Annotated in this window: 11 protein-coding genes and 1 tRNA gene; 6 read left to right on the top strand and 6 right to left on the bottom strand. The window is 63.1% G+C overall.

The features are described from left to right. Positions 1 to 4 precede the first annotated feature (4 nt). Both mshC and AC1DDG_RS06515 read right to left on the bottom strand, forming a co-directional pair. Positions 5 to 1,282: a cysteine--1-D-myo-inosityl 2-amino-2-deoxy-alpha-D-glucopyranoside ligase gene (gene mshC, locus AC1DDG_RS06520; RefSeq protein WP_476875419.1), complete on the bottom strand. Its 1,278-nt coding sequence runs from the start codon at positions 1,280 to 1,282 to the stop codon at positions 5 to 7. Between the two features lie 15 nt (positions 1,283 to 1,297). Next, on the bottom strand, positions 1,298 to 2,131 hold the full coding sequence (locus AC1DDG_RS06515) for an undecaprenyl-diphosphate phosphatase (RefSeq protein ID WP_230121079.1): 834 nt from the start codon (positions 2,129 to 2,131) through the stop codon (positions 1,298 to 1,300). A gap of 50 nt (positions 2,132 to 2,181) precedes the next feature. On the opposite strand from AC1DDG_RS06515, the gene AC1DDG_RS06510 reads away from it, so the two are divergent. Next, positions 2,182 to 3,120, top strand: coding sequence for an aldo/keto reductase (locus tag AC1DDG_RS06510; protein ID WP_230121077.1), 939 nt, complete (start codon positions 2,182 to 2,184; stop codon positions 3,118 to 3,120). Positions 3,121 to 3,178: 58 nt separating this feature from the next. On the opposite strand, the gene AC1DDG_RS06505 is transcribed toward AC1DDG_RS06510, so the two are convergent. Further along, positions 3,179 to 3,445, bottom strand: a complete 267-nt coding sequence (locus AC1DDG_RS06505) for a hypothetical protein (protein ID WP_230121075.1) — start codon at positions 3,443 to 3,445, stop codon at positions 3,179 to 3,181. A gap of 39 nt (positions 3,446 to 3,484) precedes the next feature. Between AC1DDG_RS06505 and AC1DDG_RS06500 the strand changes: the two genes are divergently transcribed. After that, positions 3,485 to 3,718 carry a DUF5703 family protein gene (locus tag AC1DDG_RS06500; protein ID WP_476875418.1) on the top strand — a complete coding sequence of 78 codons (234 nt, stop codon included), beginning with the start codon at positions 3,485 to 3,487 and terminating at the stop codon, positions 3,716 to 3,718. A 49-nt stretch (positions 3,719 to 3,767) separates the two neighbouring features. Here AC1DDG_RS06500 and AC1DDG_RS06495 read toward each other — a convergent pair whose 3' ends face one another. Next, complete coding sequence (locus AC1DDG_RS06495; RefSeq protein WP_476875417.1) at positions 3,768 to 4,928, bottom strand: acyl-CoA dehydrogenase family protein; 1,161 nt, start codon at positions 4,926 to 4,928, stop codon at positions 3,768 to 3,770. An 8-nt stretch (positions 4,929 to 4,936) separates the two neighbouring features. Then, positions 4,937 to 6,241 (bottom strand): M20/M25/M40 family metallo-hydrolase, encoded by a 1,305-nt coding sequence (locus AC1DDG_RS06490; protein ID WP_476875416.1) that lies wholly within the window; start codon positions 6,239 to 6,241, stop codon positions 4,937 to 4,939. Between the two features lie 193 nt (positions 6,242 to 6,434). On the opposite strand from AC1DDG_RS06490, the gene AC1DDG_RS06485 reads away from it, so the two are divergent. The 3 genes from AC1DDG_RS06485 (at position 6,435) to AC1DDG_RS06475 (ending at position 8,612) form a co-directional block, all read left to right on the top strand. Next, positions 6,435 to 6,517, top strand: a tRNA-Leu gene (locus AC1DDG_RS06485). 332 nt (positions 6,518 to 6,849) lie between these two features. Beyond that, positions 6,850 to 7,236: a DUF5956 family protein gene (locus tag AC1DDG_RS06480; protein WP_476875415.1), complete on the top strand. Its 387-nt coding sequence runs from the start codon at positions 6,850 to 6,852 to the stop codon at positions 7,234 to 7,236. A 113-nt stretch (positions 7,237 to 7,349) separates the two neighbouring features. Further along, a complete protein-coding gene (locus AC1DDG_RS06475; RefSeq protein WP_476875414.1) occupies positions 7,350 to 8,612 on the top strand; it encodes an amidohydrolase in 1,263 nt (420 codons plus the stop codon). A gap of 87 nt (positions 8,613 to 8,699) precedes the next feature. Here AC1DDG_RS06475 and AC1DDG_RS06470 read toward each other — a convergent pair whose 3' ends face one another. Next, positions 8,700 to 10,877, bottom strand: a complete 2,178-nt coding sequence (locus AC1DDG_RS06470) for a leucine-rich repeat domain-containing protein (protein ID WP_476875413.1) — start codon at positions 10,875 to 10,877, stop codon at positions 8,700 to 8,702. A 271-nt stretch (positions 10,878 to 11,148) separates the two neighbouring features. On the opposite strand from AC1DDG_RS06470, the gene AC1DDG_RS06465 reads away from it, so the two are divergent. After that, positions 11,149 to 12,309: transglycosylase domain-containing protein (locus AC1DDG_RS06465; RefSeq protein WP_476875412.1), on the top strand; the 1,161-nt coding region annotated here is incomplete at its 3' end.

The following is a 12,309-nucleotide window of genomic DNA, read 5'->3' as shown; positions in this document are numbered from 1 at the left end:
ATTTTTACAGTTCGATGCCGAGCAGCGCGTCGACGGCGTCGCTCACCAGGGCGCGGTCGGCCGCGGACCTGTTCACGCCGCCGGCCAGCGCCCGATCGGCCCAGCGGTCGACCGCGGCCAGCGCCGTGGGAGCGTCAAGGTCGGCGGCCAGTGCCGCACGCATTTCCTCCAGAAGAGTCGCGGCCGAGCCGTCGGGTGCCACGGCCAGCGCCGTGCGCCAGCGTTCAAGCCGTTCCTTGGCATCCGAGAAGCCATCCTCGGTCCAGGACCAGTCTGAGCGGTAGTGGTGGGCAAGGATGGCCAGCCGGATGGCGGCAGGTTCCTCCCCCGCGGCCCGCATCTTGGACACCAGGACAAGGTTGCCCTTGGATTTGCTCATTTTTTCGCCGTCCAGCCCCACCATCCCGGCATGGGCAAAATGCTTCGCCAAGGGCACGCCCGAGAGCGAATAGGCGTGGCCTGCCCCCATTTCGTGGTGCGGGAAGACGAGGTCGGAGCCGCCGCCCTGCACCGTGAAGGGTGCCGGCAGGTACTCCTGGGCAATGACTGTGCATTCGATATGCCAGCCGGGGCGTCCCTGGCCCAGCTCGCCGCCGGCCCAGCTGGGCTCGCCGTCACGGCCCACCCGCCATAGCAGCGGGTCAAGCGCCTGGCGTTTGCCGGCGCGCCCGGGATCTCCGCCGCGTTCGGCGAACAGTTCAAGCATTTCAGACTCGGGCAGGCCGGAGACGGCTCCGAGTGTCCAGGCGCCGACGTCGACGGCGTGCTTGCCGGCGGCCTCGACGTCATAGTAGACGTCCCCGTCGGGCTCGCCGGGTGTGCTGTTGACGCGGTAGGCCAGGCCCAGGTGCAGGAGCCGCTCGATGGCCGGGACGATCAGCGGCATTGCTTCGACAGCACCCACGTAGTGGTCGGGTGCCAGGACGTTGAGGGCTTCCATGTCGGTCTGGAAGAGCTCGATTTGGCTGGCCGCCAGCTCGCGCCAGTCGACGCCGGTGGCGGCCGCGCGTTCCAGCAGGGGGTCGTCCACATCCGTGACGTTCTGGACGTAGGACACCTGCTGCCCGCCGTCCCGCCAGGCGCGGTTCAGCAGGTCAAAAGCGACGTAGCTGGCTGCGTGCCCCATATGTGTGGCGTCATACGGGGTGATTCCGCAGACGTACATTGACTGCTCACCGTTGGCCTGGAGGGTGACGAACCCGCCCGCGGCTGTGTCAAACAGGCGGAGGGCAGGCATTTTGCCCGGCAGTTCAGGAACGGGGCGGGATATCCAGGACTTCACAGCCCAAGCCTAGTGCTAGGCGCTGATGACATTGAAACCGAGCAGCAGATAGAGGGCCAGGCCCAGGAAGATCCGGTACCAGACAAAGAGCCGGTAGCTGCGGGTCGAAATGAACTTCAGGAACCAGCCGATGATGACGTATCCCACAACGAAGGCAATGACCGTGGCCAGGGCTGTCTCGGGCAGACCGAACGGCCCGCTCACCCCGTCCTTGGCCACGACTTTGAAAAGCTGGTAGAGGCCGCTGCCGAAGACCGCCGGAATGGCCAACAGGAATGAGTATCTGGCGGCGGCTTCCCGGGTGTAGCCCATCAGGAGACCCGCAGTGATGGTGCCTCCGGAGCGGGACACCCCCGGGATAAGGGCCATGGCCTGGGCGAGACCATAGAGAATGCCGTGCCGGTACGTCAGCCCGGTCAGGTCCCGGTCCTGCTTGCCGATGGCGTCTGCCACGGCGAGGATCAGGCCGAAGACGATCAGTGTGGTGGCCACGATCCACAGGCTGCGAAGGACTGATTCGATCTGGTCCTGGAACAGGAGGCCCAGGACAATGATGGGCAGGCTGCCCAGGATCACAAGCCAGCCCATTCGGGCGTCGGGGTCCTGGCGCGAGACCCGTCCCCTTAGCGAGCCGAACCAGGCCTTGACGATGCGGACGATGTCCCGCCAGAAGTAGACAATCACGGCGGTTTCGGTACCCAGCTGTGTGATCGCCGTGAAGGCGGCGCCGGGGTCCGCCGCATTTGGCAGAAAGGAGCCCACAATTTTGAGGTGGGCGCTCGATGAAATCGGGAGGAATTCGGTCAGTCCCTGCACAAGACCCAGCAGGGCCGCTTCAAACCAGTTCACGCTAAGACCCTACGTCATGACACCGGTGGTTTCCCCGTAAGCTTGCTGCTATGCAGCAGCGTTACGTCGGCAACAGTGGGCTTCGTGCCTCCGCCCTGTCCCTCGGCACCATGTCATGGTCCCGTGAAACTGATGAGCAGGACGCTTCCGAACTGTTGCGGACGTTCGTTGACGGCGGCGGCACGTTGGTGGACACGGCGGCTTCCTACGCCGACGGCCAGGCAGAGGCCATGCTGGGGGAAATGCTCGGCGACGTCGTCTCCCGCACGGAAGTGGTGATCTCCACCAAAGCGGGACTATCGGCGTCGGACGGACGGCAGAAAGTGGACGCCTCGCGGAACGCGATGCTGTCCGCCCTGGACGCGAGCCTCGTCCGGCTGGGGACCGACTATGTCGACATCTGGTTCGCCCAGGCGTGGGACCACAATGTTCCCCTGGACGAGACCCTCTCTGCCCTTGAGTTTGCGGTCCGCAGCGGACGCGCACGTTACGCCGGGATCTCCAACTACAACGGCTGGCAGACAGCGAAGGCTGCTGCCGTCGCCGGATTCCCGCTCGTGGCCGGCCAGTCGGAATACTCGCTCCTCCGCCGCAAGCCCGAGGAGGAGATCATCCCAGCCGTCGAGGATGCAGGGCTGGGACTCATGGCGTGGGCTCCCCTTGGCCGCGGTGTCCTCACCGGCAAATATCGCGGGCATGTTCCAGCCGACTCGCGGGCTGCCGGAACCCGCCTTGCCACGTACGTGGAACCCTATTTGGAGCAGCCTGCGGCGCAGGTTGTCGAGGCGGTTGCCATGGCGGCGCGCGGACTGGGCCGGTCCCCGTTGGATGTGGCGTTGAGCTGGCTGCTTTCACAGCACGGTGTGGCCACCGCGGTCGTGGGACCCCGAACGCCCGTGCAGCTTAAAGAGATCCTGGATTCGCAGTTAACGCCCCTGCCGGCAGAAATTGCCCGCGCACTCGAGGACGTCTCAAGCAGTTCCGTCTAGATCAGCAGTTCCGTCTAGATCGGTAGGTCCGGCGGGGCCGGGTCCTCTCCCCACCGATTCACTCGTCGACGATCTCCAGATCCTCGTCATCGTCCACTTCGCTGTCTTCGTCTTCGTCTTCCTCGTCGTCGAAAACCTGGAGCGGCGTGACTTCGTTGTAGGCCTCGTACAGCGCGTCCTCGTAGACTTCAAAGGCATCAGCAACTGCAAAAAATGCCGCTTCCACCGCAGGGTCGCCATCCCCCCTTCGCGTTGAAGCTGCAACCATATGTTCTTCCAAGGCGGAGGTCAGGGACTGAAGCGCGACACGCGGATCGATGCTCATGACTTCACGTTAGCGGGAAAAGGACGAAAATGGAGAGCAATGAAGGAACATTTTCTGACCAGCTCGGTCCTGCGGGAACGGGACTACGTGAGGCAGTACGAGTACCTGGTACTGACGCTCAGTCCTGACGATTCACTGCACGAAGCGCGCCGGCGTCTGGTTGAACACTCTGAATACGGCAAGTGGGAACTGGAGCGGAGCCGACTCTACGTGGGCGGTGGCCGCCGCTTCTGGCTGCGCCGCCGCGTCACGCAGGTTCAGAGGACTGTTTAGGTCCGGCACGCTCCCGGCCCAGGCGCAGTTTCACTGCGCCCCGAACTCCCTACTCCTCGAGCGGGCCCAGCCAGGCGTTGGCAACGGTGTTGTGCGCCGACTCGTCGTCCGACGGATGGAACATTCCGGCCAGGACGTCTCGGTAGAGCCGTTCGAGTTCCGTTCCCCTGAAGTAGCTTGAGCCGCCCGAGACCCGGATCGCCAGATCCACGACCGTCCGGGCGGTCTCCGTTGCGCGGACCTTGAGCCCCACGAGCTTCGGGAACCACTGGCTTCCGTGATCCACCAGCTGATCCACGTCCCTGGCCACTTGTGCAAGCTGAGGATAGAGCGCGTCCATGGCCATCGCTGCTTCAGCGACCTTCCACCGGATGTCGGGGTCTTGGGCGTAGCTCCGGCCGCCATTCTTGAAGGACGTCCGGCGCCTGGCCGCCTCGACGCCCAGGATCAGGGCCCGCTCGCCTATGCCTGTGTACACCGCGCCAAGGAGCGTTTCAAAGCACGCGAAAATGGCAAAGATCAGCGGATCCGCATTCGGCCCCACCGGCAGCTTCCTGAAGATACGGTCTGCCGGCACCGTGGCACCGCGCAATATGGTCGTATTGGACTGGCTGGCGCGCATCCCCAAGGTGTTCCAGTCGTCGAGGATCTCATAACCGGAGGCAGTGCGGTCAATGAATCCGTGCACCAGCTCGCCATCGCCGCTCCGTGCAGAGGTGTCCTTGCCGAAGATTCCCAGCCGGGTCCAGGCCGGCGAGAGGCTAGTGAAGATCTTGGTTCCCGTGAACGAATAGCTGCCGCCAGTGAGCGGCTTCGCCTCCGTGAGGGAGTCAAAGAGGACGGAGTCGTTGCCGGCTTCGGAGTTTCCAAAGGCGAAAATCTCGCCGGCGGCAGCTTCCTTCAGCACAAAGTCCAGCGAGGTGTCACCGCGGTCCGCCAGGACCCTGGCCACTCCGGTCCAGACCAAATGCATGTTCACGGCCAGCGCGGTGGCGGGGGCCGCCGTCGCCAGCCGCCGCTGGCAGCCCGCGACGGCTTCGAGACCAAACCCGGGTCCGCCGTCGGAAGCCGGAACGAAAACCTTCAGATAGCCGGCGGCAGTGAGTTCCTCGAGATCTTCGAAGAAGAACTCATTCTTTTCGTCATAGCCTGCGGCCCTCCCCCGGATCCGTTCAAGCAGGGAGTCCGGCAGCAGCTGATCGGGACCCATGCGAGTCCTCAGTAGCTGGTGAGCAGCGTGTTCAGGACCCGTGCGCCGAATTTGAGCGAATCCACCGGGACCCGTTCGTCCACGCCGTGGAACATGCCCGTAAAATCCAGGTCGTCCGGGAGCAGCAGCGGGGCGAAGCCATATCCAGTGATCCCCAGCCGGCTAAGCGACTTGTTGTCGGTGCCGCCCGAGAGCGTGTACGGCAGGACCTTCGCGCCAGGGTCTTCGGAGTGCAGGGCGTCGATCATGGAATCCACGAGGTTCCCTGAGAAGGGCACCTCCAGTGACACGTCGTTGTGCACATAACTGACCTCCACACCGGATCCTGCCAATTCGCGGACCATCTCCAGCACCTGCTCCTCCTGGCCCGGAAGCGTCCGGCAGTCAACCAGCGCCTCGGCGGACTCGGGAATGACGTTGTGCTTGTAGCCGCCCCTGAGCTGGGTGGGGTTGGTGGTGTTCTGCAGGGTGGCTCCCACGAAGCGGGCAACGGTTCCCAGCTCCTTGAGGAGCTTGTCCGGATCGTCTGGATCGAATTCGACGCCGGTGAGTTCCGTCACGCCGTCGAGGAACTGCCGGGTGGTGGGCGTCAGTTCAACCGGCCACTTGTACTCACCGATCCGGGAAACGGCACTGGCCAGCCGCGTCACGGCGTTGTCCGTGTTGATCTGGGACCCGTGGCCGGCGCGGCCGTGGGCAACCAGCCGCAGCCAGGAGAGTCCTTTCTCAGCGGTCTGCAGCAGGTAGGTGCGCTGCCCGCCGATGGTTGCGGAGAAACCGCCGACCTCGGAGATCGCTTCCGTTGCACCCTCGAAAAGCTCGGGGCGTTTTTCGACGGCATGCCGCGCGCCGTAAGTGCCGCCCGCCTCCTCGTCCGCGAAGAAGGCGAAGATCAGGTCCCGTTTCGGCTTGCGGCCGGTGCGCGCGAAGTCCCGCATGACGGACAGGATCATCGCGTCCATGTCCTTCATGTCCACGGCGCCACGGCCCCAAATCAGCCCGTCCTTGAGTTCGCCGCCGAACGGATCCACGGACCACTGCTCCTTCAGGGCCGGCACGACGTCCAGGTGACCGTGCACCACGAGGGCGCTTGCGGACGGGTCCTCCCCTGCCAGACGGGTGACCACGTTGGCCCGGCCCGGCTCGGATTCGAAGATTTCGACGTCGAGTCCCACTTCCGAGATCAACCCCGCCGTGTACTCGGCCGCTGCGCGTTCGCCCGGCCCGGAACCGTCCCCGAAGTTGGACGTATCGATACGGATGAGCTCCTGGCAGATGTTGACGACTTCATCCTCGGGCCGGATGTGAGACATTGATCACTCCTATTGCATAGCGAATGCGGTTTCGGCGCGCAATGGCGGGGTTTATGCCGCCGGCACGCGTACGTTCAGCCTACCCACTCGGCCCGATTCCATCTTTCCGCAAAGTTCGTGTTAGAGTTTTTCTCGCTGCTTCGGAGAGAAGCGAAACGCTGAAAGGCGAGTCGGAACCTCCGAATTACCACCTGCGCGGGTGGCGGAATGGCAGACGCGCTAGCTTGAGGTGCTAGTCCTCGAAAGGGGGTGGGGGTTCAAGTCCCCCTCCGCGCACAAGGGAAAACCCCTGGAATCCAAGGATTCCGGGGGTTTTTTTGTTGCCCCACTCACACGAAACATGCTTGCGGGGCCTGTAGCCCGGCTTGCGCGCACCCGACGCTTCCAACCAGCGCCAATCGGGTGCCGGCCGCAGCTCACACCTGTTCAAGAGTGAACAAAGACGGCACTGTGACTCGGTGTGTCCCCGCGGGTCGGACCTAAGGCCGTGTCACAGCCCATGTAACAGCACTGGGCCTTGTCGCCCTTGCACAGGGTGGCCGCCGCGAGAATCAATACCTTTCCGTTCGGGTTCGGGCTCTGATTCCGTTTCATGAATCGCAGGAGCAGTGGAGAATGGCGGTCATGAGCAACGACCCGTGGCAGGACCGGGCAACTTCGTGCGAGTTCCGGCTGCGCCCCGGGACCGTCAGACAGTGGTCGTCACTCATTACCCCGACGGCACCGAACACCGTTCGCCGTCGTTGCTTACCGACGCTGAGCTGGAATCAATAGACGACGACATCGACGCGTATGTGGCCGATGCCGGGCTGCCACCGAGGCCCCGCGGCTACGACTGGTTCATCCGTCGCCCCCCGAACACAGGCTCCGCGGAAGAAGAGTTCTGGTCTGCTGTTTGGTCGGCCACGACGGCGGCGCTGCCGCACGATGCGATGGACCCGTGGAAGTTAAAGGGGCCGGCCAGGGACGCCCTCGCAATGATGTACCGAGGGTGAGAGCTGCCAACTGTCGCCCAGCGCCGAGAGCTGCTCTTTCAGCCCGGGAGCCGCCGGCGTATCGTGGTACCGCACCGGGCAGGTCACCGGAACCGGACGAAAGGACAGTCCAGATGGGTGCGGCCGCGCAGATACTGCAGCACTACGATTCAATCCGTCTCGAACAGGAGGATTTCTACCAAGACCTCCACCGGAACCCAGAGCTTTCCCATCAGGAACACCGGACCGCTGCAAACGTCGCGCGCTGCATGACCTCTTACGGTTTCGAGGTTGAGACCGGGATCGGCAAAACGGGAGTTGCGGCAGTGCTGCACAACGGGAGTGGGCCTACCGTCCTGCTTCGCGCCGACATGGACGCACTGCCCCTGAAGGAAGGGACCGGCGCCGACTACGCGAGCACTGTCACGGAGGTGGACCAGACAGGAGAACAGGTGCCGGTCATGCACGCCTGCGGGCACGATATCCACGTCGCATGCCTGCTGGGCGCCTCGCAGTTGTTCGCCAGGCACCAGGAGCTATGGAAAGGCACGCTCGTGGCGCTGTTCCAGCCGGCCGAGGAAACCGGCGACGGCGCCCGGGCCATGATCGACGACGGTCTTCTCGCCCGCATTCCCGCACCGGAGGTCGCCCTCGCCCAGCATGTGCTGCCCGGTCCCTCGGGCCGCGTCGCCACCCGGCCTGGGGCTGTCCTGTCCAGCGCGGACAGCGTCCGCATCACGGTCCACGGCCGCGGTGGGCATGGCTCGATGCCGCACAACACCGTTGACCCCGTCGTCCTGGCCGCCATGATCGTCGTCCGGCTCCAGCCGATCATTTCCCGGGAGACCCCGCCGACCGAACCGGCCGTCCTCACAGTCGGAAGCCTTCGGGCCGGCACCAAAAGCAACATCATTGCCGACGAGGCGGTCCTGGAACTGAACCTTCGCACCTACACCGATTCGGTCCGGCAGCGCATTCTCGCCTCGATCCGCCGCACCGTCCAAGCCGAGTGCCAAGCCAGCGGTTGCCCGAAGGAACCGGAGTTCGAGATCTTCGACAGGTTCCCGCTTACGGCCAACGATAAGGAAACAACCGCGCGCGTCGCAGGGGCGTTCAGCAACTATTTTGGAGACCGCGCCGGAGGCTTGGACCTGCAGACCGCCAGCGAAGACTTCAGCGATATTCCCCTGGCCGCTCGCATCCCCTACACCTACTGGGGTATCGGCGGAACGGACCCGGAGGCCTGGCATGCCGCCGAGCTGGCCGGGCGGGTCCAGGAAGACATCCCGGCCAATCATTCGCCAATGTTCCTGCCCGTCCTCCAGCCAACCCTGCGGACCGGAACCGAAGCGCTCGTCACAGCAGCCCTGGCCTGGCTCGACGCCGACGACCCTTGACAGGCCCCGGCGCCCTGAGGACGCCTGTAGTCCGCGCCGCTCTCCGACGCCCTTACACGTTTCGCCTAGGAACGTCCCATGTACGGGCTATGGCTCCACGTCACACGTGATGAAGCTGGAGTCCTTCAGGAACGTGGCACTGGCCTGGGTGGACGCTGCGTTCCCTTCAAGTGCAGCCGTCCAAATCAGGAAATTCGCGGCCGGGCTGATCAGCGTAATTAGTTTCGCTCCGAGTGGGAATGTTTGAACTGCTTGGAATGCTTCCGCCGCCAGAGGACCGGAGGGTTCTCGGCTGACACTGAGTAGACGCCACTCGTCTTCGAGGCGTTCGCCGTCGCGGGCCAGGTGGACGGCGAATTTCTCGGAAAGGCCGATCCGTTCGGCGCGTCCGCGGAACTGCGCGTCCGGGCCGTCCTTTAGGACGCCGAAGCGGACGTTGAACTGATCGAAGTTCAAGAAGGGATTCGCGATCCCGGGTACTGCATCCAGTCCGGTAATTACTTGCAACGGATTGTCGTGCGTCTCGACACTCCATACCCCAAATTCAGTCTTGGCCATCATATGTTCAACGGGTTTATCGTCCGACCAGAGCGTGATCTTGACGTCGCTTAGTTGCAGGGTCCTCAGCTTGGTCGCTGCTGCCAGCGGGGATATATCCGCGATCCGATTGCCCCCGATACTGAGCACCTCGAGGCTGGGATAGTGCCCGAAAGCTGACACATCCCTGATCTCGTTGTTTGAAACATCGAGCTCACGCAGAAACGCCAGTCGCGCGGGGTCGAGTACCTGTCCGATCCGGTTCCCCGCAACATTGAGCAGCTCAAGCTTTTCCAGCTGCTCTATGCCTTGCAAACTCGTCAGCGCGCCCTCGTTATGGTCGCCGCTGATCACTAATTCGGTGAGGCGGTCCTTTGGGATCATCGCTGGAAGGTGTGCGATGGATGTGATGCCCATGTTGTCGGGATACCACTCGATACGGAACTTCTCCATGCCGTTCACGGCTTGTGCAAGCGCCTCACCGCGCATGTGTTCTGTCTTCAGCGGGTCGCCGCCTGGATCCACAATCCCTTCAAGATTGTCGATGCGGTCGTGTACAGCCCAGGCAACCTGATTGACCAGCTTTCGGTCGTCGGAAAGAATGCCGGGCTGGTCCCTCCTCTCGTACCAGTCGGCGTAACTGCGTTCTACTCCACCGATCCGCCGCCGCAACTCGACGGCCGGAAACTGCAGTGGCGGATCAACCGCAGCCGGGTCGAAGAGTTGGGGCGGGTCGATTTCGCCCCTTGAGAGCCGGATGGCGTGGCGGGTCACGGCGTCGACAGCGCGCGCGTAAGCCTGCGTGGCCGCGCGGATTTCGGTGGCAGGAGGAGGATCCTCGAAGAACTCCGGGTGTTCCGCCGCAAACGTGAAGTCGTTGTACTTCTGGAGATAACTCAGTCTTTGACGATCTGCATCGGCCGTCGCCACTACGAAGGCGTCTTGCCAAATTTTCGGGGGGACGGGTACCGGCACCGTGTCGTAGGTCGCCACTTCGATCTCATACGGAAAGGGATGCCTTGCAACAGCGGACGGCAGTGACTTGAGGCGGTCCTTAACGTCGTCAACGCTCGTCGTCGTCCCTATTTCTTCCTCCCCCTCGCCGCCCTTCTGGTAGAACACCACATGGAGTTCCACCCGTGAATGGGCTTCACTCTTATAGGTGTCATATTTTCCCGTGAAGGAAGCTGCACCGACGGCACCGTTGATTTCCGCCTGCAAGGTCACTGCAAGGTCAGTTTGAACGGCCGTATCCAACGATGTGATCCGGAGCACCGCAAAAAATTCACCGCCCCTGAACTGACCCCGGACGAAGGAGTCTCCGTAGGCCGTGGAAAACGCGTCCGAATCTGCCGTTAGCAGACGACGCGCGTCTTCCTTAATGCGGAAATTCCGTCCCCGCACAACTTGGTTGTTTACGACCATTTTTGCCACAACGAACGTTGACACAGAGTTGTATGAAGTATTTTTCGAAAAGTCGACTTTCAGGCCTGCCGAAGCAAAGCCATATCTCCCCTCTGCCTCCGCCGATACGCCCAGTGATTCCATCAGCGCCTCATGCGTCGTGATGATTTCCGCGGTTGCCTTCGCCTCTTGCCCCGACTGCCGCACCGGTTCGTCAAAATCAAGCGCAGTGCCAATGGCGAGACCGCTGTCGCTATTGAATCCCATGCCAATGTCTTCACCGTTGTAAGCCAGAACGCGCACTTGGGGCAGTTTGGTGCTCATGGCCAATCCTCTTCCGTGCCGGCCGCACGCCATCACAGGCCCTACACCAACGGGAATCGACGAGGCAGGCCTGTTCCGGTATTCCGGCCACCGTTGATGGTGACTGATCTTACAACCGAGGATGGCGCGAATGGCAGTGGTGAAATGTGGAGGATCGCACTGGGCTAGGGAGCCAGTTCTCTGCGCGCCGGTCGGCGGTGGATTGTGGCTGGATCGGACGACTCAGGGCGCGTATTCTTGTCTCACATCTGACGGGGTGTGAGCTGCAATGATGGCAAGAAATCGCCTGTCATCCCGAATGGGCAGGTTCCTGGCAAGGATGCTCGGGTTCGTCCTCCTGAGCAGCATCTGCGGTGTCCTCGTCGCGGGCTACCTCGTTCCACAGATCGCCCTCGCGGGCACCACCGTCAGCAGGTCCATCAGCTTCTTCAACGGTCTCCCAACCGAACTGGCGGTGCAAACGCCGGCGCAAACCACCAGGATGGTGACCGCGGATGGAAAGCTGATCGCCAGCTTCTATGAGGAAAACCGGATGCGGATCCCGCTGAAGAACATGTCCCCGTACGTCAAGGATGCGATCATCGCGATCGAGGACAGCCGTTTCTACGAGCACAGCGGAGTGGATGCCCGGGGCCTGCTGCGGGCGCTGACCAGCAATCTGACAGGCGGGGAGCGGCAGGGGGCGTCCACCCTCACCCAGCAGTACGTCACCAACGTGGCCAACGAATCCAAAACTTCCGCCGGGCGCGAAGACCAGGTGATTCTCAGCGGGCAGAAGAACATGGGAGACAAGCTGCGCGAGATGCGGCTCGCCATCGCGCTGGAAAAGAAGTACACCAAGGACCAGATCCTCGAGGGCTACCTCAACATCGTCTTCTTTAACCGCAACGCGTATGGCATTGAGGCGGCCGCCCAGTACTTCTTCAGCGTTCCGGCCAGCAAACTCACCCTGCCGCAGGCGGCCCTGCTGGCCGGGCTGGTCAACAGCCCCAGCGTCTACGATCCCGTAACCAATCCGAAGAACTCCATCCAGCGGCGCAACCAGGTCCTGGACGCCATGCTGGAACAGGACAAGATCACCAAGAAGCAGCATGACGCCGCCAAAGCCTCCGGCGTGGGCCTGAAGGTCAGGCCGTCCCGGCAGGGTTGTGCCGCCGCCGCCATGGCCACCTACTTCTGCGATTACGTGAGTCATCTGATCCTCAACAATCCGGCGTTCGGCCCGGACGCCGGAGCGCGCGAACAGAAGATGCGCCGTGGCGGGCTGACCATCACCACCACTTTGGACAGCAGGCTGCAGGCGGCCGCGCAGGCACAGGTGGACTCGACGGCCGGGGCCAATCCGGCCAAATGGGGCTCGTCCCTGGTCTCCGTCCAGCCGGGAACCGGCAAGATCCTCGCCATGGCGCAGAATACGGTGTTCCTTCCCCAG

Source organism: Arthrobacter sp. 10L430 (assembly GCF_056395245.1).
This window is presented reverse-complemented; position numbering and strand designations above follow the sequence as displayed.